The sequence below is a fragment of the Streptomyces verrucosisporus genome, from assembly GCF_017114865.1.
Lineage (GTDB): Bacteria > Actinomycetota > Actinomycetes > Streptomycetales > Streptomycetaceae > Streptomyces > Streptomyces fenghuangensis.
The window spans coordinates 48,686-70,867 of the sequence record NZ_JADEYH010000010.1 but is presented as its reverse complement, the minus strand read 5'-3'; the positions used below and the strand labels follow the sequence as shown (position 1 = coordinate 70,867).

Genomic DNA, 22,182 nt, shown 5'->3' with positions numbered 1-22,182 from the left:
ATCCTGGCGAACCCCGGCGCTCCCCCGTCACCCGGACCCCCAAACCGGTTCGAGACCGCCGCACGGCCGCCCGTACACTGGCCGTCGTGACCGAGAACACTCAGCAGAGCCCGACCCCCGCGGGGGCGGAGCCGTCGAACAGCGCCCATGCCGACCTGCCGACCCAGTACGTCCCGGCCGAGGTGGAGGAGAAGCTGTACGAGCGCTGGGTAGAGCGCGGTTACTTCGAGGCGGACGCGAAGAGCGACAAGCCGCCGTACACGATCGTCATCCCGCCGCCCAACGTCACCGGCAGCCTGCACCTGGGCCATGCCTTCGAGCACACGCTGATCGACGCCCTCACCCGCCGCAAGCGGATGCAGGGCCACGAGACGCTGTGGCAGCCCGGCATGGACCACGCCGGCATCGCCACCCAGAACGTCGTCGAACGCGAGCTGGCCAAGGAGGGCAAGTCCCGCCACGATCTGGGCCGCGAGGCGTTCGTGGAGCGGGTGTGGCAGTGGAAGTCGGAGTCCGGCGGCCAGATCTCCGGCCAGATGCGGCGGCTGGGTGACGGCGTCGCCTGGTCGCGTGAGCGCTTCACCATGGACGAGGGGCTCTCCCGCGCCGTCCAGACGATCTTCAAGCGGCTCTACGACGACGAGCTGATCTACCGCGCCGAGCGGATCATCAACTGGTGCCCGCGTTGTCTGACGGCCATCTCCGACATCGAGGTGGAGTACGCCGACCAGGACGGCGAGCTGGTCTCGATCCGATACGGCGCAGGCCCCGAGGACCCGGACTCCATCGTCGTGGCCACCACCCGCGCCGAGACGATGCTCGGCGACACCGCCGTGGCCGTCCACCCCGACGACGAGCGCTACGCCCACCTCGTCGGCACCGAGATCGAACTGCCGCTCACCGGGCGGCGTATCCCGGTCGTCGCCGACGAGCACGTGGACCCCGGGTTCGGCACGGGCGCCGTCAAGGTCACCCCGGCGCACGACCCGAACGACTTCGAGATCGGCCGCCGCCACGACCTGCCGAGCATCACGGTCATGGACGAGCACGCGATCATCACCGCCCACGGCCCGTTCCAGGGCCTGGACCGGCTGGAGGCGCGCTCGGCGGTCGTCGGCGCGCTGCGCGCCGAGGGGCGCATCGTCGCCGAGAAGCGCCCCTACGTCCACTCCGTCGGCCACTGCTCGCGGTGCAAGACGACCATCGAGCCGCGGCTGTCGATGCAGTGGTGGGTGAAGGTCGGCCCGCTGGCGCAGGCCGCCGGCGCCGCGGTGCGCGACGGCCGGGTCGCCATCCACCCCAAGGAGATGGAGTCCCGCTACTTCGGCTGGGTCGACAACCTCCACGACTGGTGCATCTCCCGCCAGCTGTGGTGGGGCCACCGCATCCCGATCTGGTACGGCCCGGACGGCGAGACCGTCTGCGTCGGCCCGGACGAGGAGCCCCCGGCCGGCGAGGGCTGGCACCAGGAGACAGACGTCCTGGACACCTGGTTCTCCTCCGGCCTGTGGCCCTTCTCCACCCTCGGGTGGCCCGAGCGGACAGAGAGCCTGGAGAAGTTCTATCCGAACTCCGCCCTGGTCACCGGCTACGACATCCTGTTCTTCTGGGTCGCCCGGATGATGATGTTCGGTCTCTATGCGATGGACGGCACCCCGCCGTTCAGCGAGATCGTGCTTCACGGCATGGTCCGCGACGAGCACGGCAAGAAGATGTCGAAGGCGTTCGGCAACGTCGTCAACCCGCTGGACTGGATGGACAGGTACGGGTCCGACGCCGTCCGCTTCACGCTCGCGCGCGGCGCCAACCCCGGTGTCGACGTCCCCATCGGCGAGGACTGGGTCCAGGCGTCCCGAAACTTCGCCAACAAGGTCTGGAACGCCACCCGTTTCGCGCTGATGAACGGCGCCACGGTCGAGGGCGGCCTGCCCGCGCCCGAGGAGCTGTCGTCCACCGACCGCTGGATCCTCTCCCGGCTGAACACGGTCGTGGCCGAGGTGGACGCGTACTACGACGACTACCAGTTCGCCAAGCTCTCCGACCTCCTCTACCACTTCGCCTGGGACGAGGTCTTCGACTGGTACGTCGAGCTGTCCAAGACCACCTTCGCCGCGGGCGGCGGCGCGGCCCGCGCATCCGCCCGGGTCCTGGGCGAGGTCCTGGACACCACGCTGCGGCTGCTCCACCCGGTGATGCCGTTCGTCACCGAGACGCTGTGGACGACGCTGACGGGCGGGGAGTCCGTGGTGATCGCGGACTGGCCCTCCGACTCCGGCTTCCGCGACACGGCGGCCGAGCAGGAGATCGCCACGCTCCAGCAGGTGATCACCGAGGTCCGCCGCTTCCGCGCCGACCAGGGGCTCCAGCCCGGCCAGCGCGTCCCGGCCCGTCTCACCCTGGAAGGCACCGGTCTCGCCGTCCACGAGGCGGCCATCCGCTCCCTGCTGCGTCTGCAGCCTGCCGGCGAGGACTTCCGGGCCACCGCGTCCCTGCCGGTGGCGGGCGCGAAGGTGGAGCTGGACCTGTCCGGAGCGATCGACTTCGCCGCCGAGCGCAAGCGTCTGGCCAAGGACCTGGCGGCGGCCGAGAAGGAGCTGGCGCAGACCACGGCCAAGCTCGGCAACGAGGGCTTCCTGGCCAAGGCCCCCGACCACGTGGTCGACGGGATCCGCGCCCGCAGGGAGCAGGCCGAGGCGGACATCGCCCGGATCTCCGCCCAGCTGGAGGCGCTGCCGCAGGTCTAGAAAGCCCGCGGGCGGGTAGAACGACGAGTACGACGAGAGACGGCGGTGGTCGCCGCGCCCGGCCCGGGCGCGGCGACCACCGCCGTCTCCGTACACTGAAACGGTGAGTGAGCAGCCCCCGAACGACCCGCACGAAGGCCCCGGCGACGCCTCCGGTCAGGAGGGGGAGCACGGCGACCCCCTGGAGCGGTTCGACGAGATCATCGACGCCGAGACCGACCGCGACCCCGATCTCGCCGTGATCGAGGCCGGCAGCCGCACCCTGCGCACCCAGGCCGGTCCGGCCGGAGGCGGCGAGCTGCCGACCCGGCCCGAGGACCCGGAGCTGGACCGGGCGCTGCGGGCGGTGGAGACCGAGCTGGTGGGGCGGTGGCCCGAGACGAGGCTGGAGCCGTCCCTGACGCGGATCGCCGCGCTGATGGACGTGCTCGGCGAGCCGCAGCGCTCCTACCCCTCCATTCACATCACCGGCACCAACGGCAAGACCACCACCGCTCGGATGATCGAGGCCCTGCTGGGCGCCTTCGACCTGCGCACCGGCCGCTACAGCAGCCCGCACGTGCAGGCCATGACCGAGCGGATCAGCCTGGACGGTGCGCCGATCTCCGCCGAGCGGTTCATCGAGACGTACGAGGACCTGCGGCCGTACGTGGGGATGGTGGACGCCGCCCAGGAGCACCGGCTGTCGTTCTTCGAGGTCGTGACGGGCATGGCGTACGCGGCCTTCGCCGACGCGCCGGTGGACGTGGCGGTCGTCGAGGTCGGCATGGGCGGGAGCTGGGACGCCACCAACGTGATCGACGCGTCCGTCGCCGTCTTCACCCCGATCGCCCTGGACCACACCGACCGACTGGGGGAGACGCCCGAGGAGATCGCGGGGGAGAAGTCCGGCATCGTCAAGCGGGACGCCACCGTCGTGCTCGCCCAGCAGCCGGTCGAGGCCGCCTCGGTCGTACTGCGCAAGGCCGTGGAGATGGACGCCACCGTCGCCCGCGAGGGCCTGGAGTTCGGCGTCGTCTCCCGTGAGGTCGCCGTCGGCGGGCAGCTGCTGACGCTGCGCGGTCTGGGCGGGGAGTACCCGGAGGTCTTCCTGCCGCTGCACGGCGCCCACATGGCGCACAACGCCGCCGTGGCGCTGGCGGCCGTCGAGGCGTTCTTCGGTATCGGCTCCCGGCACGCCCGCGCCCTGGACATCGACACGGTCCGCACCGCCTTCGCCGCCGTGGCCTCCCCCGGGCGGCTGGAGGTGGTGCGCCGCAGTCCCACGGTGGTGCTGGACGCCGCGCACAACCCCGCGGGCGCCCAGGCGACGGCCGCCGCGGTCACCGAGGCGTTCGGCTTCAGCCGTCTGGTCGGCGTGGTCGCCCCCAGCGCCGAGAAGGACGTCAAGGGGCTGCTGGAGGCGTTCGAGCCGGTCTTCGCCGAGGTCGTGCTCACCCGCAACTCCACCCCCCGTGCCATGGACGTGGACGAACTCGCCGCACTGGCCGTGGAGGTCTTCGGCGAGGAGCGGATCCAGGTCGAGCCCCGGCTGGACGACGCGCTGGAGGCGGCCATCACCCTGGCCGAGGAGGAGGGCGAGTACGCCGGTGCGGGCGTACTGGTCACCGGCTCGGTCCTCACTGTCGGCGAGGCCCGGCTGCTGCTCGGAAAGGACAGGTGACACACGGTGCGTACGCTCTGCGCGTCCACGCTCGTCGGCGAGTTCCTCGTCATCGGCTTCGCCTCCCTGGTGGCGGTGCGGCTGGGGGAGTTGCCCGCGGGGACGGTGTGGGCCGTCGGCGGCACGGCGATGGCCCTGTGCCTGCTGCTGTGCGGGATGCTCGGCCGGCCCGGCGCGCTCCAGCTCGGCTGGGCGCTGCAGGCCGGCCTGATCGCCTCCGGTTTCGTCGTCCCGGCGATGTTCTTCCTCGGCGCGCTCTTCGCCGGGCTGTGGTGGGCGTCGATCCACTTCGGCCGGGTGATCGACGAGGCGAAGACCCGGAGGGCCGCGGGAGCCGGCGCCGCCTGACCTGCGCCGCGCGACGGGTGCCGCCGGGGCGCGGGAGGGCTCCCTGTAGCCTCTGAGCACTTGTGAAAGCCCGTACCTCACGCGAAAGCCCCAAGGAGCAGCCGACCATGAGCCAGCGCACCCTCGTCCTCCTCAAGCCCGACGCGGTCAGGCGGGGCCTGATCGGCGAGATCGTCGGGCGCATCGAACGCAAGGCCGGCTGGACGATCAGCGCGATGGAGCTGCGCACGCTGGACCGCGCCACCCTGGGGCGGCACTACGCCGAGCACGTCGGCCGCCCGTTCTACGAGCCGCTGCTGGAGTTCATGGCCTCCGGCCCGTCCGTCGCGATGGTCGTGGAGGGCGAGAGGGTGATCGAGGGAGTGCGCGCCCTGGCCGGCCCGACCGACCCGATCGCCGCAGCGCCCGGCTCCATCCGGGGGGATTTCGGAACGATCGTGCGTGAGAACCTTGTCCACGCCTCGGACTCCGAGGAGTCCGCCGAACGGGAGCTGAAGATCTTCTTCCCCTCCCGCTCCTGACGGCACGTCATAAGTGCGAACCTCTTGACCTGGGGCGATCGATGGAATTCGATCGCCCCATGTGGATTCGCCCTCCACTCGGGGGAACGAATCACCCGGACGCGACGTCACCACATACGGGGATGAACCGCGTTCCGCCGACAATGACGGAGGAGGAACCCTCTCACCGCGTTCGAAGGAGCGCGACTACGATGGAAACTTCTCCGGGCCCCGCAGCGCACGCTGTCGTCCTCCCCTCACATCGCTCCAGTCGGAAGGCCTGACGTATCCTCATGGCGAACAACATGTCGTTCATCGGCCGTGACATGGCTGTCGACCTCGGGACCGCCAACACGCTGGTGTACGTCAGGGGTCGCGGGATCGTCCTCAACGAGCCATCGGTCGTCGCCATCAACACCAACACCGGCGGGATCCTCGCGGTCGGCGCCGAGGCGAAGAAGATGATCGGCCGCACCCCGGGCAACATCGTGGCGGTCCGCCCCCTCAAGGACGGGGTGATCGCGGACTTCGAGATCACCGAGCGGATGCTCCGCTACTTCATTCTCAAGATCCACAAGCGGCGTTACCTCGCGCGTCCCCGGGTGGTCGTGTGCGTCCCCTCCGGTATCACCGGTGTCGAGCGACGCGCGGTCATCGAGGCCTCCACGCAGGCCGGCGCCCGTCAGGTGCACATCATCGAGGAGCCCATGGCGGCCGCCATCGGCTCGGGGCTGCCGGTCCATGAGGCGACGGGCAACATGGTCGTCGACATCGGCGGCGGCACCACCGAGGTGGCCGTGATCTCGCTCGGCGGGATCGTCACAGCGCAGTCCATCCGGGTGGCGGGCGACGAGCTGGACAACGCGATCATCCAGCACATCAAGAAGGAGTACAGCCTCCTGCTGGGCGAGCGCACGGCCGAGAGCATCAAGATCACGATCGGCTCGGCGTACGACCTGGAGGACGACGAGCACACCGAGATCCGCGGCCGCGACCTGGTCAGCGGGCTGCCCAAGACCGTGGTCATCTCGGCATCCGAGGTCCGCAAGGCGATCGAGGAGCCCGTCAACTCCATCGTGGACGCGGTCAAGACCACCCTCGACAAGTGCCCGCCCGAGCTCTCCGGCGACATCATGGACCGCGGCATCGTCCTCACCGGCGGCGGCGCCCTGCTGCGCGGCCTGGACGAGCGGCTGCGGCGCGAGACGGGCATGCCCATCCACATCGCCGAGGACCCGCTGGACTCGGTGGCACTGGGCTCGGGCAAGTGCGTCGAGGAGTTCGAGGCGCTCCAGCAGGTGCTCGACGCCCAGCCGCGGCGGTGACGCCGGGACGGGGCGGCCCCCGCCGCACCGCCGCCCGGCCGGCGGCCACAAGGCGGTGAGCGCCCCGGGAACCGGAGCGGCATCACGGTCAGACAAGTCCAACAAGGGAAGGCACGGCCGTCGCACGTGAGGGATACACGAGAGAGCCGGCTGCTGCTCGTTCTGCTGGTCGCCATCGCGTTCGCACTGATCACGGTGGACATCCGAGGCGGTGAGCGGTCGCCGCTGGACGGGGCGCGGCAGGTGACCGCGTCCGTCCTGGGCCCGGTGGAGAGCGGCGTCGCCACCGCCGTCGACCCCGTCGGCAACGCCATCGCGGCCGTACGGGACTCCGGCGAGCGCCACGACCGGATCAGCGTACTGGAGCAGGAGAACGCCGAACTGAAGCAGAGGCTCGCCGCCTCCGACCGCGACAGCGCCCGGGCCGGGCAACTCGACGAGCTGCTGAGGACCGCGGGCGCTGGGCAGTACGGCATCAAGGCCGCCCAGGTCGTCGGGATCGGCGCCGCCCAGGGCTTCTCCTGGACCGTCACCATCGACGTCGGCCGCGACGACGGCATCAGGCGCGACATGACCGTGATAAACGGCGACGGACTCGTCGGCCGGGTCACCACCGTCGGACCGGGCACCTCCACCGTGCTCCTGGCCAACGACCCCGACTTCACCGTCGGCACCCGGATGGAGGGCACCGGCGAACTCGGCTTCGCGGGCGGCCGCGGCGACAGCGCGCTGACAGTCCAGCTCCTCAACAGCAAGGCCAGGGTGAAGAAGGGCGACCGCCTGGTCACCTTCGGCTCCAGCAACGACCGCCCGTTCGTGCCCGGCGTGCCGGTGGGCGAGGTCATCCGGGTCGACCCGCACAGCGGCGGCCTCACCCGGACGGTGCGTGTGCGGCCGTACGTCGGCTTCACCAAGCTCGACATCGTCGGAGTCGTCGTCAAGCCGCCGCGAACCGACCCGCGCGACGCGGTCCTCCCGCCCAAGCCGAAGGACCGGCCCGCCCCGACGGTCACGGTGACCGCCGATCCCTCGGCCGCCGCCGGGGCGTCCGCCGCCGGCCCCCCGGCGAGCACCGCCCCCTCCGCGGACGCCGCTCCCTCCGGGGGCGCCGCCCCCAGCCCTTCCAGGAGCTGACCGATAACGATGCACCCCAACCGGATCCTGCTCTCGACCGCGCTCGTCGTCGTCGCCCTGGTGGTCCAGGTCAGCGTGCTGGCCAGGCTCCAGCTGCCTGGCGCCGTCCCCGACCTGCTGCTGCTGACCGTCCTCGGCCTGGCGCTGGTCTACGGCCACACCGGCGGAGCCCTGGTCGGCTTCGCGGCCGGTCTGCTGGCCGACCTCGCGCCGCCCGCCGACCACGCCGTGGGCCGCTACGCCCTGGTGCTGTGCGTCGTCGGCTACGCCGCCGGCCTGACCAAGCCGGAGAACGGCCAGCACCGCTCGGCCACCGTCCCGATGCTCGTCGTGGCCGGCGCCGCGCTCTCCTCCACCCTGCTCTACGCCGGCGTCGGCGCGCTGGTCGGCGACACCGCGGCCCGCCACGTGGGCCTGGGCCTGCTGCTGACCACGGCCACCCTCTACGACCTGCTGCTCGCGCCCTTCACCGTCCCGGTGGTGATGGCGCTGGCCCGCCGCACCGCGCACGATCCGCTCGCCGACACGGCCGGCAGCGCCGGCGACGGTGCCCGCACCTATGGCGGACTGCTCGGCCCCGGAGGGCTCGGCGGGCTGCGCGGCCGCACAGGCCGCCTCGGCGGCCGGGCCGGCCGGGCGGGAGCCGCCCGGCGCGGCGGCCTGACGGCCCGGGTCCCCAGGAACGGAACGGGGCGGATCAAGGGCGTCAAGCGACTGTGACGGCGGCGGCGACTGTGATTGCGACGGAGACGCAGTGAGCAACATTCCCGAGACCGGGCGCACCCCCCGGGTCACCATCCGGCTGGTCGCCATCCAGATCCTGGTCTTCTCCCTGATGCTCACCCTCGGCGGGCGGCTGTGGTACCTCCAGGTCCGCAACGGCGAGGAGTACGCCGAGAAGGCCGCGGGCAACCATGTGCAGCAGGTCGTCCAGCCCGCCGTGCGCGGCGCCATCCTCGACGCGCGCGGCGTGCCGCTGGCCGACAACGAGACCCGGCTGGTGGTCTCCGCCAGCCGCACCGAGCTGATGAAGATGGACGACGGCGGCGAGGCCGTCCTCACCCGGCTCGCCGGCGTCCTGGGCATGGCGTACAAGGAGGTCTCCGACAAGATCCGCCTGTGCGACGCCGAGACCCCGCAGCCCTGCTGGAACGGCTCGCCCTACCAGCCGATCCCGGTGACCGACGAGGCCACCACGCAGCAGGCCCTCCAGATCCGCGAGCGCCAGGAGGACTTCCCCGGCATCACCGCCGAACCCGTCGCCGTCCGCCGCTACCCGGCCCCGTACGGCGCGCAGACCTCCCAGGTCCTCGGCTACCTCTCACCCGTCACCGACGAGGAGATCGCGAAGACCAAGGACACCGGCTCCCCGCTGCTCAGCTCCGACCAGATCGGCCGCTCCGGCCTGGAACGCCAGTACGACGCGGCGCTGCGCGGCGACGCGGGCGTGACGCGCTACAAGGTGGACAACCTCGGACGCGTCATCGGCGAGGCCGAGAACGACAAGGGCGAGCCCGGCTCCTCCCTCGTCACCAGCATCGACGCACGCGTCCAGGCCATCGCCGAGAAGGAACTGGTCAAGGCGATGAAGGAGGCGCGCAAGCAGCACGACCACAACACCAACCGCAACTACGAGGCGGACGCGGGCGCGGTCGTGGTGATGGAGTCCAAAACGGGCCGGATCGTGGCGATGGCCTCCGCGCCGGACTACGACCCCAACGCCTGGGTCGGCGGCATCTCAGCCAAGGACTACGCCAGGCTGACCGGCAAGAAGTCCAACCACCCGCTGCTCAACCGGGCCATCCAGGGGCAGGCCGCGCCCGGCTCGATCTTCAAGGTGATCCCGACCGCCGCGGCCGTCAAGGCCGGCTACGAGTTCGACGGACGCTACAACTGCCCCTCCTCGTACAGCATCGGCGGGCAGGTCTTCAAGAACTTCGAGTCCCAGAACCACGGCATGATCGACCTCGGCCGCGCGCTGGAGGTCTCCTGCGACACCGTCTACTACGCCCTGGCACACCAGGAGTGGAAGAAGGACGGCGGGGCCGACCCCAAGAAGAACCCCGACGACTGGTTCTACAAGATGGCCCACGAGTTCGGCCTCGGCAAGCGCACCGGGATCGACCTGCCCAACGAGGTCACCGGCCGCGTCCCCGACCGGAAGTGGAAGCGGGAGTACTGGGAGGCCAACAAGGACGCCTGGTGCAAGTACGGCAAGAAGGACGGGGACTACGTCGAGAAGATCGCGTACGAGAACTGCCTGGAGGGCAACAAACTGCGCGCCGGCGACAGCGTCAACTACTCCATCGGGCAGGGCGACACACTGGTGACGCCCATTCAGATGGCGGCCATCTACGCGGCCCTGAGCAACGGCGGCACCATGTACGAGCCCACCGTCGGCAAGGCCGTCATCAGCCCCGACGGCAAGACCGTCGAGGAGATCGAGCCGAAGAAGCGCGGCAGGCTGCCGATGGACGCCAAGACCCTGCGCCAGACCGACAAGGCGCTGGAGGGTGTGGCCACCCGCGGCACCGCCGCCTGGCGCTTCGCCGACACCGGCTGGCCGCAGAAGGAGATCCCCATGCACGCCAAGACCGGTACGGCCGAGGTCCACGGCAAGCAGACCACCTCGTGGTTCGCGACCTACACCGAGGAATACACGATCGTCATGACGATCTCCCAGGGCGGCACCGGCTCCGGTGCCTCCGGCCCCGCGGTGCGCGCGATCTACGACGCGCTGTACGGCGTCGGCGAGGGCGGGAAGATCGACAGGAAGAAGGCTCTGCTGCCCAAGCCGCAGAAGAAGCTTCCCGAGATCAACCCGGACGGCACCATCGAGGCCCTGCGCCAGAAGGGCTTCAAGCCGTGAGCACCCACTCCTACACCGGGCGGCCCTGGCAGGAGCGCTCCGCCTGGAGCAGGCTGACGGCCCGCGACTCCGTCCTGCGCCGCCTCGACTGGACCCTGCTGCTGGCCTGCGTGGCGCTGTCCGTCATCGGCTCCCTGCTGGTGTGGTCCGCCACCCGCAACCGCACCGAGCTGAACGAGGGCGACCCCCAGCACTTCCTGTGGCGTCATCTGATCAGCCTCGCCATCGGCGTGGCGCTGTCCGTGGGCACCGTCTGGCTCGGCCACCGCAGGCTGCGCGGCGCCGTCCCGGTGCTGTACGTGCTGTCGGTGCTGCTCACACTGCTCGTGCTCACCCCGCTCGGCGCGACGATCAACGGCCAGCGCGCCTGGCTGGACCTGGGCGCCGGCCTGTCGCTCCAGCCCGCCGAGTTCGCCAAGATCACCATCATCCTGGGCATGGCGATGCTGCTCGCCGCCCAGGTGGACGCCGGCGACCGGCTCCACCCCGACCACCGCACGGTGGTGCAGGCCCTCGCGCTGGCCGCCGTGCCGATCGGGATCGTCATGCTGATGCCCGACATGGGCTCGGTGATGGTGCTGGTCGTGATCGTGCTGGGAGCGCTGCTGGCCTCCGGCGCATCCAACCGCTGGATCATCGGCCTGCTGGCCACGGGCGGCATCGGCGCCGTCCTGGTCTGGCAGCTCGGCGTGCTCGACGAGTACCAGATCAACCGCTTCGCGGCCTTCGCCAACCCCGCGCTCGACCCGTCCGGCGCCGGCTACAACACCAACCAGGCCAGGATCGCCATCGGCTCGGGCGGCCTCTACGGAAAGGGACTGTTCGAGGGCAGCCAGACCACCGGGCGGTTCGTCCCCGAGCAGCAGACCGACTTCGTCTTCACCGTCGCGGGCGAGGAGCTGGGCTTCCTCGGCGCGGGCCTGATCATCCTCCTGGTGAGCGTGGTGCTGTGGCGCGCCTGCCGCATCGCGCTGGAGACGACCGAGCTGTACGGCACGATCGTCGCCGCCGGGATCATCGCCTGGTTCGCCTTCCAGTCCTTCGAGAACATGGGGATGACCATGGGCATCATGCCCGTCGCAGGTCTGCCGCTGCCCTTCGTCAGCTACGGCGGCACCTCGATGTTCGCGGTCTGGATCGCCATCGGGCTGCTCCAGTCGATCCGGGTGCAGCGCCCGGTCTCCGCCTGAGCCCCGGGCCCCGCGTACCGGACCCCGCCGGTACGTGGGGTCCGGGGCCCGTCCCGGCAGGCGTTACGCTGGATGGTCACTCCCGTCCGCCGTACGCGCGGACCGTCACCCGAGAACCCAGCGAATCCAGCGAACCCCAGCATTCGAGGACACCACCCATGCCTGTCGAGTCGGTCTTCCCGCGCCTGGAGGCCCTCCTCCCGCACGTCCAGAAGCCGATCCAGTACGTCGGCGGAGAGCTGAACTCCACCGTCAAGGACTGGGACGCCTGCGATGTCCGCTGGGCCCTGATGTACCCCGACGCCTACGAGGTCGGCCTGCCCAACCAGGGCGTCATGATCCTCTACGAGGTCCTCAACGAGCGCGAGGGCGTGCTCGCCGAGCGCACCTACAGCGTCTGGCCGGACCTGGAGAAGCTCATGCGCGAGCACCGGGTCCCGCAGTTCACGGTGGACGCCCACCGCCCGGTCGGGGCCTTCGACCTGTTCGGCGTCTCCTTCTCCACCGAGCTGGGCTACACCAATCTGCTCACCGCCCTGGACCTGGCCGGCATCCCGCTTCGGGCGGAGGACCGCACCGCGGACCACCCCGTGGTCGTCGCCGGCGGCCACGCCGCCTTCAATCCCGAGCCGATCGCCGACTACATCGACTGCGCGGTCATCGGCGACGGCGAGCAGGCCGTGCTGGAGATCACCGAGATCACCCGGGCCTGGAAGGCCGAGGGCCGCCCCGGCGGCCGCGAGGAGCTGCTGCTGCGCCTGGCGAGGACCGGCGGCGTGTACGTCCCCGGCTTCTACGACGTGGAGTACCTGCCCGACGGCCGTATCGCCCGCGTCGTGCCGGGCCGTTCCGGCGTGCCGTGGCGGGTGTCCAAGCACACCGTGATGGACCTCGACGAGTGGCCCTACCCCAAGCAGCCCCTGGTGCCGCTGGCCGAGACCGTCCACGAGCGGATGAGCGTGGAGATCTTCCGCGGCTGCACCCGCGGCTGCCGCTTCTGCCAGGCCGGCATGATCACCCGCCCGGTGCGCGAGCGCTCCATCACCGGCATCGGCGAGATGGTGGAGAAGGGCCTGAAGAACACCGGCTTCGAGGAGGTCGGCCTGCTGTCGCTGTCCTCGGCCGACCACAGCGAGATCGGCGACGTGGCCAAGGGCCTGGCCGACCGCTACGAGGAGGACAGGATCGGCCTGTCGCTGCCCTCCACCCGGGTCGACGCCTTCAACATCGACCTGGCCAACGAGCTGACCCGCAACGGCCGCCGCTCGGGCCTGACCTTCGCCCCCGAGGGCGGCAGCGAGCGCATCCGCAAGGTCATCAACAAGATGGTCTCCGAGGACGACCTGATCCGCACCGTCGCCACCGCCTACGGCAACGGCTGGCGCCAGGTGAAGCTGTACTTCATGTGCGGCCTGCCCACCGAGACCGACGACGACGTCCTCCAGATCGCCGACATGGCCGCCAAGGTCATCTCCAAGGGCCGCGAGGTCTCCGGCTCCAACGACATCCGCTGCACCGTCTCCATCGGCGGTTTCGTGCCCAAGCCCCACACCCCCTTCCAGTGGGCGCCGCAGCTGTCGGCCGAGGAGACCGACGCCCGCCTGGAGAAGCTGCGCGAGAGGATCCGCGCCGACAAGCGCTACGGCCGCTCCATCGGCTTCCGCTACCACGACGGCAAGCCCGGCATCGTCGAGGGCCTGCTCTCGCGCGGCGACCGGCGCGTCGGCGACGTCATCCGCGCCGTCTACGAGGCCGGCGGCCGCTTCGACGGCTGGCGCGAGCACTTCTCCTACGATCTGTGGATGGAGTGCGCCGAGCGCGCGCTGGCCCCCCACGGCGTGGACGTCCACTGGTACACCACGCGTGAGCGCACCTACGAGGAGGTCCTGCCCTGGGACCACCTCGACTCCGGCCTGGACAAGGACTGGCTGTGGGAGGACTGGCAGGACGCCCTCGACGAGACCGAGGTCGAGGACTGCCGCTGGACCCCCTGCTTCGACTGCGGCGTGTGCCCGGCGATGGACACCTCCATCCAGATCGGCCCGACGGGCAAGAAGCTGCTCCCGCTGACGGTCGTCAACAAGTAGCCCGCCGCCCGCCGCGCGGGCACCGCGCCCCGCCCCCGGCCAGGGGTATCCGCTGGCCGGGGGCGGGGCGCGCTGACACACTGGCCGCATGCCACTCGTCGTGGGGTGCGGTTCCCGCACGGACGAGAGGCTTTCCCGTTCTGGAAAGCCAGGGATCTTGACCCCGCTGCCCGAAGGTCGGAAGCATCACTCGGGAGACCGGCTGTCGATGTGAGGGGGAGGCTGTGGGCGCACCGCTGCGGAAGTTGTCGGGAGACCCGAACTGCAAGAACGGCACGTGTCCGACGCTGTGGGGTACGGACGATGGCGGAAACTACGTGGTACAGGGGTACGTGATCACGGACCCTGAGCGGCTGGCGCAGCTCGATCTGCCCGAGGGAGAGACTGCCGTCACGATCCCGGCTGCGGTTCTTGAGGAGTATTTCGGTGCTCGAGGGTGATGAGTTCGGCCGTCTCTTCGAGACCTTCGAGCGTACGGCCTTCCGGTTGGAGACTCTCGCGGTCTACGACGTCGACGAGGAGCGCGAAGAGATCGAGAGGTTCCTCGCGGGCGAGGACATGGGGCCGGACTGGGACGACAATCCGTGGGTGCGCTCGATGACGGACAAGGGCAAGAGCGTGTCGCGCGTGCACGTCCTGCGTTCCCCGCTGACGGACTACCTCCGGTACGAATTGGCCGCGTACCCCGGAAACATCAAGGCGGGCGAATCCATCGGGATCATCGATCTTGCCGAGCGGGAAGTGACGGGCCTCCCCGATCACGACTTCTGGCTCTTCGACGACCGCGCCGTGTACCGGATGCACTACACGCCCGAAGGCAAGTTCATCGGTGGTGAGCCGCTGCCCGCTGATCGACTCATGGAGTACCGGGGTTACCGCGACGCGGCACTCACCCACGCCGTGCCGTTCGCTTCCTACTGGGAGCGGCACCACTGACCACGGACTCGATCGGGAAAGCCCTGCGGGCGCTGCGGGACGCATCGGGACTGACCGGTGATTCTGTGGCCCGCAGGGCTTCCATGTCCGCAGGGAAACTCTCGAGAATCGAGAACGGCAGGGTTCTTCCCACCGTCCAGGACGTCGATCTGATCCTTTCGGCGCTCGACGTCTCGGGTGAGGTGAAGGAAAATTTCCTCGCGACTGCCAGAGTAGAGGCTACGGAGGCGACAGCATGGCGCCTGCTGCGCCGCATGGGGCCATGGAAACACCAGAACACCATCAAGGCCATTGAAAGCAGCACGTCTCTGCTCAGGCTGTTTCAGGGACAGCTCATTCCCGGACTCCTCCAGACGCCGGAATACGCCACAGCGGTGTTCTCCCTGCCACCCGCGTTGCCGGAGGAGACCAGGAATCGAACGGTGGCCGCCAGACTGGAGCGGCAGGCGACGCTGTACGAGGACGGCCGATCGTTCCACTTCGTCATCTGCGAACACGTCCTGCGATGGCTGGTCTGCGAGCCGGCTGTCATGGCTACCCAACTGGATCGGGTCGTGTCCCTCTCCCGGCTTCCCAACGTGAGCATCGGCGTCGTGCCGCTGACTGGCCGGATGCCCGACTTCCCCATGACGTGCTTCAGCATCCACGATGACCGGCTTGTGATCGTCGAGACGTTCCACTCGGAGATCACCACGCGTGAACCCAGAGACATCCAGACGTACATCGAGACCTTCGGCCGCTTCTCCGCTGTGGCGCTCCACGGGGACGACATGCGCTGTCTCGTCGAGGGCATCCGAGACGATTTCTTGCCTCAACGGGAAAGAGGGTAGGACTGCCCCGCCAGACCCCCGAGGATGGGTGACGCAACAGAGCGCAGGCGGGGGCAGTCGCGCGAGTGAAAAGGATGATGGCGAAATCCGAGCCCGCGTATCCGGTACTTCCCCTTTCCAGCCGGAACCCGCGCCGGGTGTGACATGTGCGCGGCGCTGGTCCAGCAGTGTCGGGCAGCCGTGACAGGGGCGAAGCGCCGGTGGTGACGAACGCCGGAGTGGAGTTCCCGAACCACCCGCATCCCGAGCTTCCCGCCTGATTCCCGGCGGGAGTCCCGAGAAGAGAGGTAAGCCGATGGATAAGCAGAGCACCGTCTTGGCCACCCCCGCGGGGGGTGGACTGCTCATCGCGAAGCGGAAGATCGTGGCCGCGCGCACCCGCGCCGAGCAGGAGTCGGACATCAGCAGTGGCCGTTCCGACGGCAACGACTGACGGGAGCGCCCACGTTGCTTGACGCAGCCTCGTGGGCGGGGCGTCTGGGCGGGGACGCGTTCCTCGCCCGGACGTACCACCGCTCCTACGCGCACTTCCCCAGGATCGCTGACGGGGCGGGCCTGTTCTCCTGGGACGACCTGAACCGGATCATCGCCACGCAGCGGCTGGAGCCGCCCCGGCTGCGCCTGTCGGCGGATGGCGAGATGGTCCCGCTGCACCGCTACGCGATCCCGACCACGAACCGCCGCGCGGTCACCTGGTCCCGTATCCAGCCGTCCGACTTCCACGCGCAGCTCAGGGATGGGGCATCGCTGGTCCTCGATGCGGTAGAGAAGATCCACCCCGCTGTGGGGGCGGCTGCCGAGGGGCTGGAACGCTTCCTCGGGACTTCTGTGCAGGTCAACGTGTACGCCTCGTGGACCGAGCGGGAGGGCTTCGGTCGGCACTGGGACGACCATGATGTCGTCGTGGTCCAGTTGCACGGCTCGAAGCGGTGGCGTCTGTGGGGGGCGACCCGTGAGGCGCCCACTTTCCGGGATGTAGAGCCGCCAAAGGAGCCGGAGGGCGAGCCGGTGGCGGACCTCGTCCTGTCCCCGGGGGACGTGCTCTATCTGCCACGCGGCTGGTGGCACGCGGTCACCGCCGACCAGGGGACGGAATCCCTTCACCTCACGTTCGGTATGGTCCCGCACACGGGTGCCGACCTGATGCTGTGGGTCGTCGATCAGCTCCGGGCGTCCCTCGCGCTGCGCAGGGACATTCCGCGCTTCGGCTCGCCGACGGAACGGTCGGACTTCATTGACGCGGTACGCCGCGAGGTGGCCGACATGATGGCGGACCCGCAGCTCGTGGAACGGTGGGCGGAGTCGATCGACACGACCGACCGGGGCCACGCGATCCCGTCCCTGCCGTATGTGGGCGGGCTCCCCGCACTACGGGAGATCACGGTGAAGCTCACCGCTCCGAGAGGCCGCCTGACGGCGAACCCGGCACAGGGCACGGTCACCTTCTCGGCAGCCGGTACCGCTTGGGAATTCGCCGAACCCGCCGCGCCCGCGCTGGGCGCGCTGCTGACCAACCAGCCGACCACGCTCGGCGAACTCGCCGACTCCGCGGGACTGGAGGCCAAGGACGTAGCCGAACTGCTCTCCGTCCTCATTGACGGCCATGCCGTCGCAGTCGTGGGTACGGCGCTGTGACCGCCGTACTCTCCCTGGGGACATACCGCGTGCGTGCCGTCAGCCAGGCGGCACGCACCGCCCTGGCTGCCGGTAGCCCATGGGTGGACACGGCACCCAACTACGCCTATGGCCGGGCGCATGAGGAACTGCGCCTGGTTCTCGGGGAGTACCCGACCGTGCGGGTAGCCACGAAGACGGGGTTCTTCACGGCGGAGCAAGGCCGCACCGCCCTGACCGAGGGCGTGCTCACCCGAGAAGAGGCGGCCAGTAGGCACAGCCTTGAACGGCACTTCGTCCGCTGGCAGACGGAGCGATCCTTGGCCGCGCTCGGGCGCGTGGACCTTGTGTTCGTGCACAACCCCGAGCACCACGGGCACGGCCTTGACCGTGCCGTTCTGCACGGGCGTGTACGGGAAGCCTTCACGGCGCTGGAAGAGTTCGCCCATGCGGGCAGGATCGGCGGGTACGGCGTCGCCACCTGGTCGGGCCTGACCTCCGGAGCGCTCAGCGTGCCCGAGTTGCTCACGCTCGCCCAGCAGGCGGCCGGTTCCGCCGAGCACCACTTCACGGGCTTGCAGATACCCGTCAGCCTGATCATGGATGCCCCGATCACACAGGCCCTGAACGGTGGCGGACCACTGGTACAGGCGAAGGACGCGGGGCTGATCACCTTCGGCTCCGCTCCCCTGCACGGAGGCGAACTCCTCGACGCCGTGACACCCGAACTGGTGAACCTCATCCGCCCCGGCCTGTCGGCCGCAGCCGCTGCCCTGCTGGCCGCTGGCTCGTGCCCTGGTCTCGATGTCGTCCTCACCTCCGCGAGCACCCGCGAGCACTGGGACGATGTGGCCAAGGCTCTGGCCGCGCCGCTGACGGCCCGGGAACTCAGGAAGGTGACGGATGAACTCGCCGGTGAATGAGGAGGTGCGGGCCCTGATGGAGGCCGCCCACGACCGGGCGGCCAAGGAACTCGGCCTCACCTGCACGGGGCCGCCGTCGTGGGGCTTCCTCGGTGTCACCCTCGGACGCCGAGCGGGAGACCGGTGGCTGAGGGTGAGCCGGACGGCGAAGAGGAACGCGGGCAGGAAGCGAGGGGAAGGCATCGTCGGCGCCTCTGAACTGGTGCCTGACGGCGTCCCCCGCCCCCGCCTGTACGAGGTGCACGACTGGACTGACAGGGAATGGGCCTTCGAGGCGGAAGTCCTGGACTACCTCACGCAACCCGTGGTGTCCCCGGATCGAGCCGACATCGACCATGATCCCGGGCTGCCCGACGAGTGGTGGGCGGACCTTCGCCAAGCCCTTGCCCTGCTCACTGAAGCGGAGGGTGTGAGGATGACCGTTCGGGACGTGTGGATCGAACGAGCCTTCCCGCAGTTCCTCGGAGTCCCGGCCCCCGCCGAGGTGAAGCGGGTGACCGGTCACGGTGATCTGCACTGGGGCAACCTCACCGCCGTACCTCTCACCTTGCTGGACTGGGAGCGGTGGGGTCTGGTGCCGTTCGGCTACGACGCGGGGCTCCTCCACGCCAACAGCCTGCTCGTTCCTGGCGTGGCCGCCCGCATCCGCGAGGAGTTCGCGCCGGTCCTCGACACTCCCGCCGGCCGGATCGGGGAGCTCACGGCCCTGGCGGAGATGCTGCAAGCCGTAGCCCGTGGCTGGTACCCCGATCTCGCCCCCCGGCTTGCCGCCCGCGCGGAAGCTCTCACCGGAGTGCGCCCACCCGTCCCGGTGCACTCCGAAGTCGCCGGCTGAAGGGCTCACCCTGTTGCCGAGGCCCCGGCGCATCTCCTCGCGCCGGGCCCTGATTTTCGGCTTCCGTGCTCCTGTGCGCCCCTCAGGCGCTGTCCGGGATCGTCCGATGATCACCCTGCCGTGCCCGTGAGCGCCCGGTAGACGGTCGTCCGCACCACTCACAGCGCCTGGGTGATGGCGCCGTAGCTTCTGTCCTCGGTTACGAGTTCCCGCGACTGCCGGATCTCTTCGGTGTGCATGCCCTTGGAGCGACCACCGACGTGCCGGTCCTCGCTCATCGTGGCTTACGGTGTCGGCCGCGTCCGGGAGCCAGGGGGTTGGCAGGAGGCTCAGGGGTCTCTCCCCGGGATACCTGCTCGGTGGGAGGCCGGACGATCCTGCGGGCATGAGTCAGGTTGTCGGCCATCGTGAAGAACTCCCACGATGACCCGTTCCACCGCTCGACCAACCTCGGCTGGCCGGGATCCACATGTTCGCCGCGTCGGGGGCCGTAGGCGTGCACGATGCGCATTCGGCCGATTCGGGCTTCGCGGCGAGCCATGTAGTCGGACAGTGGTTCTTCGTCGGGCATCTGTTTGTTCCTGTCGCTTCAGCACCGGAGCGGCCGGCGCGGGGGAGCGCCGACCGCTTCGACCGTACGCGGGACGGGAGCTTGATCGCTGCCGTCAGGTGGTCCAGGTGATCTCCTGGCCTTCGGGTGATGCGGTGATCAGGAACCGGTCCAGAGTCGGTGCTCCGTCCCTGTGCCATCGGCTCAGATGGTCTTCGATCCGGTCCCACAGCCGGTCGGGGCCACCCTGCCGGACGAGCCGCCGTTCGCTCTCCCTCCGCAGTGCGGCCCAGGCTCCGGCGTCCACGTCCAGAAGGATGTCCAGGTCGCCTCCGTCCTGTGTCAGACGGAATCGCTGGGCACGAGGGGCGGCGAGCTGCGCGACGAACCGTGCTGTCCAGTCCTCCAGGGGGTCGTCCGCCAGGTGGGTTTCCCGCTCCTCTCCCTCGCTCATGTCGGGCAGGACTCCCAGCGGTGGCGGGACCTGTGGGCGGGCGAGCATGAAGGAGACGGCACCGCCCAGCAGGCGTCCCGTCGCTGTGCCGTCCTGCCGCACGGTGAGGCGTGCCAGCTCCGAGGAGTAGAGCCAGCCGCCCACCGTGGCGAGGATCTGCCCGCCCGGCCTCACCTGTGCGATCCATTCGGCAGGAATGTGCAGAACGCCACAGGTGGCGATCAGCCGGTCATAGGGAGCGCCCTCGGGGTGTCCCTTGAGACCGTCACCCACGACAAGACCGGGGAAGTGGCCGACCCGCCCCAGGGCGGCTCGGGCGCGGCCTGAAATCTCCGCGTCCACTTCGACAGAGGTCACCAGCTCGTCGCCCAGGCGGTGACAGAGCAACGCCGTGGAGTATCCCGTCCCTGTGCCGACCTCCAGGACACTCATGCCGTCGCCGACGTCCAGTTCCTCCAGCATCCGGACCACGAGACCGGGCAAGGTGCTCGAACTGGTCGGCTGTCGGTAGATCCGGCCTTCGATGTCGGCCGGCATGACGGTTCCGGCGACCTGGGTCACCAGAGAGTCGTCGGAGTAGCAGGCCGGCAGCCAGGCCGGATCTTTCGGCCCAACCGGCTCCCAGCCTGTACGGCCCCCTTCGTCCGTGCGCCGGAAGAAGCCTCCGCGCAGAAACTCGTGCCGTGGAATGCCGAGGACGGCTTGACGCCACTCCGGTGAACGAAGATCGCCGCTGGCCGTGATGTGGTCGGCCAGTGCTTCGCGAAGGATCTTGTCGGTGGTCATCGCGGATGACGCTCCAGTAGGTCGGCCATGGCAGAGACCATGGGCAGCCCGGTAGGCGGCTCCAGCCAGGCCCATTGGCCGGACGGATTGCACTCCAGAAACCACCATGCACCGTGGCGGTCAAGGGCGAAGTCGAATGCGCCGAATACCAGCCCGAAGTAAGCGAGGTAGCGCCTGAGCGCGGCTTCGATGCCGTCCGGGGGCTTGACGACGCGGTAGGAGAGTTTGCCGTAGTCCGTTCGCCAGTCCAGAAGGCCGGAGTCGATACGGACGGGAAAGATCCGGTCCCCGATCACCGTCACCCGAACATCGGCGACCTTGTCCACGCGACTCTGGAAGAGATGGGCGGTGCCGGCCACCTGTCCGTCCAACTGGTCGGCGGTGACTTCCCCGACCTCCACGGTGCAGGACGCCCCGTCCACGCGGTACAGCGGAGTGGACAGGGGCTTGTAGATGGCAGGGCCGTGGTCCTTGACGAACCTCTTCGCCGCTTCGGGGTCAGAGGTGACCATCGTGTTGGGGACCTTGAAGCCGCACTGCGCCGCAGCGACGAGCCCCGAGGGCTTGAACTCGGCGTCTCCGATGCGGTGGGGGTGGTTGACATACAGACAGCCGGGCAGGGACGCGAGGACGCCGCCGAGTCCGTAACGGGCCTGTGTGACGGCGAATCGAGCGTCCTGCTCATTGAGGTGCGGGAAGGCGAAGCCCGAAGGACGCCGGTAGTAGAGGGAGCGGACGCGGGAGAGGTCTGCGGCGCGGGTCGAGGTGACCAGGGTTCCACTGATGCCCTCTTCGGTGATGGTTGCTGCGACCGACAAGGTGGCGGGGAAGTCCCCGGAGTCGAGCCGCACGACCGGGGTGCCCCGGTCGTGCAGCTCGTTGATCACCAGGTCGGCCGTAGGGTCGTCGATCATGGTGACGACCAGCACCGGGCCGTCATTGATCACTGGTCGCTGTCGTTCCCGGTGTCCTGGTCACCGCCACCGGAGCCACCGGGCCCGGAGCCGTCCGACGGGTTGCCGGTGTTCGTGGCCGGGTTCGTGCCGGTGCTGGTGCCATGTCCGGGCATCTCCATGACCTGCCCGCTGTGGTCGAAGTAGCGGGCGGTCTGCGTCGTGGGGTCGATCTCGGCTCGCGCGTAGCCGGGCGCCAAGGCCGGGTACGGGGCCATCCTCCGAACGCCCCACGGAACGGCGGTTGCATGCCCCTGGGGTACCGGCGAACCGGTCGGGAGCCGATCCGAGTGATTGAACACGTTGTCCTCCATAGTGGGTTTCGCAGTGATGTTCGGGCGAACCCGCCCGGGTCGCGCTCGACCTGTACATCAACCGGGCGCGCCCGGAGCGGGGTGGAACCCCGCCTCTGTGGCAATCAGCCTTTGCCGTGGGGTTGGT

At 69.7% G+C, this 22,182-nt stretch carries 20 protein-coding genes; 16 read left to right on the top strand and 4 right to left on the bottom strand.

Translation table 11 applies throughout. The features are described from left to right. Nucleotides 1–86 precede the first annotated feature (86 nt). The 16 genes from IQ279_RS13460 to IQ279_RS13385 all read left to right on the top strand — a co-directional run bounded on the left by IQ279_RS13460 (nt 87) and on the right by IQ279_RS13385 (nt 18,998). Nucleotides 87–2,744 carry a valine--tRNA ligase gene (locus IQ279_RS13460; RefSeq protein ID WP_206348772.1) on the top strand — a complete coding sequence of 886 codons (2,658 nt, stop codon included), beginning with the start codon at nt 87–89 and terminating at the stop codon, nt 2,742–2,744. Between the two features lie 103 nt (nt 2,745–2,847). Further along, nucleotides 2,848–4,407, top strand: a complete 1,560-nt coding sequence (folC, locus tag IQ279_RS13455) for a bifunctional tetrahydrofolate synthase/dihydrofolate synthase (protein WP_206348771.1) — start codon at nt 2,848–2,850, stop codon at nt 4,405–4,407. A 6-nt stretch (nt 4,408–4,413) separates the two neighbouring features. Then, on the top strand, nt 4,414–4,755 hold the full coding sequence (locus IQ279_RS13450) for a DUF4233 domain-containing protein (RefSeq protein ID WP_206348770.1): 342 nt from the start codon (nt 4,414–4,416) through the stop codon (nt 4,753–4,755). A gap of 107 nt (nt 4,756–4,862) precedes the next feature. Further along, nucleotides 4,863–5,276 (top strand): nucleoside-diphosphate kinase, encoded by a 414-nt coding sequence (ndk, locus tag IQ279_RS13445; RefSeq protein WP_206348769.1) that lies wholly within the window; start codon nt 4,863–4,865, stop codon nt 5,274–5,276. A 284-nt stretch (nt 5,277–5,560) separates the two neighbouring features. Next, complete coding sequence (locus tag IQ279_RS13440) at nt 5,561–6,580, top strand: rod shape-determining protein (RefSeq protein ID WP_206348846.1); 1,020 nt, start codon at nt 5,561–5,563, stop codon at nt 6,578–6,580. Between the two features lie 126 nt (nt 6,581–6,706). Beyond that, on the top strand, nt 6,707–7,714 hold the full coding sequence (mreC, locus tag IQ279_RS13435) for a rod shape-determining protein MreC (RefSeq protein ID WP_206348768.1): 1,008 nt from the start codon (nt 6,707–6,709) through the stop codon (nt 7,712–7,714). A 9-nt stretch (nt 7,715–7,723) separates the two neighbouring features. Next, nucleotides 7,724–8,434 carry a rod shape-determining protein MreD gene (gene mreD / locus IQ279_RS13430; RefSeq protein WP_206348767.1) on the top strand — a complete coding sequence of 237 codons (711 nt, stop codon included), beginning with the start codon at nt 7,724–7,726 and terminating at the stop codon, nt 8,432–8,434. A 34-nt stretch (nt 8,435–8,468) separates the two neighbouring features. Further along, nucleotides 8,469–10,583 (top strand): penicillin-binding protein 2, encoded by a 2,115-nt coding sequence (gene mrdA, locus IQ279_RS13425; RefSeq protein WP_206348766.1) that lies wholly within the window; start codon nt 8,469–8,471, stop codon nt 10,581–10,583. Next, the gene (gene rodA / locus IQ279_RS13420; RefSeq protein WP_206348765.1) at nt 10,580–11,773 is read left to right on the top strand and encodes a rod shape-determining protein RodA; all 1,194 of its coding nucleotides are present in this window, start codon (nt 10,580–10,582) and stop codon (nt 11,771–11,773) included. The genes mrdA and rodA overlap by 4 nt, the downstream gene beginning before the upstream one ends. Nucleotides 11,774–11,931: 158 nt before the next feature. After that, a complete protein-coding gene (locus IQ279_RS13415; RefSeq protein WP_206348764.1) occupies nt 11,932–13,860 on the top strand; it encodes a TIGR03960 family B12-binding radical SAM protein in 1,929 nt (642 codons plus the stop codon). Between the two features lie 426 nt (nt 13,861–14,286). Then, on the top strand, nt 14,287–14,796 hold the full coding sequence (locus IQ279_RS13410; protein ID WP_101257424.1) for a DUF6879 family protein: 510 nt from the start codon (nt 14,287–14,289) through the stop codon (nt 14,794–14,796). Further along, complete coding sequence (locus IQ279_RS13405) at nt 14,778–15,626, top strand: helix-turn-helix domain-containing protein (protein ID WP_307792352.1); 849 nt, start codon at nt 14,778–14,780, stop codon at nt 15,624–15,626. The genes IQ279_RS13410 and IQ279_RS13405 overlap by 19 nt, the downstream gene beginning before the upstream one ends. Before the next feature lie 295 nt (nt 15,627–15,921). Continuing rightward, complete coding sequence (locus tag IQ279_RS13400; protein WP_165869562.1) at nt 15,922–16,059, top strand: hypothetical protein; 138 nt, start codon at nt 15,922–15,924, stop codon at nt 16,057–16,059. A gap of 14 nt (nt 16,060–16,073) precedes the next feature. Next, nucleotides 16,074–17,261 carry a cupin domain-containing protein gene (locus tag IQ279_RS13395; RefSeq protein ID WP_206348763.1) on the top strand — a complete coding sequence of 396 codons (1,188 nt, stop codon included), beginning with the start codon at nt 16,074–16,076 and terminating at the stop codon, nt 17,259–17,261. Between the two features lie 29 nt (nt 17,262–17,290). After that, nucleotides 17,291–18,163, top strand: coding sequence for an aldo/keto reductase (locus IQ279_RS13390; protein WP_307792340.1), 873 nt, complete (start codon nt 17,291–17,293; stop codon nt 18,161–18,163). Continuing rightward, on the top strand, nt 18,144–18,998 hold the full coding sequence (locus IQ279_RS13385) for a hypothetical protein (RefSeq protein WP_206348761.1): 855 nt from the start codon (nt 18,144–18,146) through the stop codon (nt 18,996–18,998). Before IQ279_RS13390 ends, IQ279_RS13385 begins: the two co-directional genes overlap by 20 nt. A gap of 274 nt (nt 18,999–19,272) precedes the next feature. On the opposite strand, the gene IQ279_RS27985 is transcribed toward IQ279_RS13385, so the two are convergent. From IQ279_RS27985 to tgmA, 4 genes are all read right to left on the bottom strand, one after another. After that, nucleotides 19,273–19,569 carry a DUF6087 family protein gene (locus IQ279_RS27985; protein ID WP_256462260.1) on the bottom strand — a complete coding sequence of 99 codons (297 nt, stop codon included), beginning with the start codon at nt 19,567–19,569 and terminating at the stop codon, nt 19,273–19,275. A gap of 94 nt (nt 19,570–19,663) precedes the next feature. Further along, nucleotides 19,664–20,788, bottom strand: a complete 1,125-nt coding sequence (tgmC, locus tag IQ279_RS13380) for an ATP-grasp peptide maturase system methyltransferase (protein WP_206348760.1) — start codon at nt 20,786–20,788, stop codon at nt 19,664–19,666. Then, on the bottom strand, nt 20,785–21,735 hold the full coding sequence (gene tgmB, locus IQ279_RS13375; protein WP_206348759.1) for an ATP-grasp ribosomal peptide maturase: 951 nt from the start codon (nt 21,733–21,735) through the stop codon (nt 20,785–20,787). The genes tgmC and tgmB overlap by 4 nt, the downstream gene beginning before the upstream one ends. Beyond that, the gene (gene tgmA / locus IQ279_RS13370) at nt 21,732–22,043 is read right to left on the bottom strand and encodes a putative ATP-grasp-modified RiPP (RefSeq protein ID WP_206348758.1); all 312 of its coding nucleotides are present in this window, start codon (nt 22,041–22,043) and stop codon (nt 21,732–21,734) included. The genes tgmB and tgmA overlap by 4 nt, the downstream gene beginning before the upstream one ends. Nucleotides 22,044–22,182 lie beyond the last annotated feature (139 nt).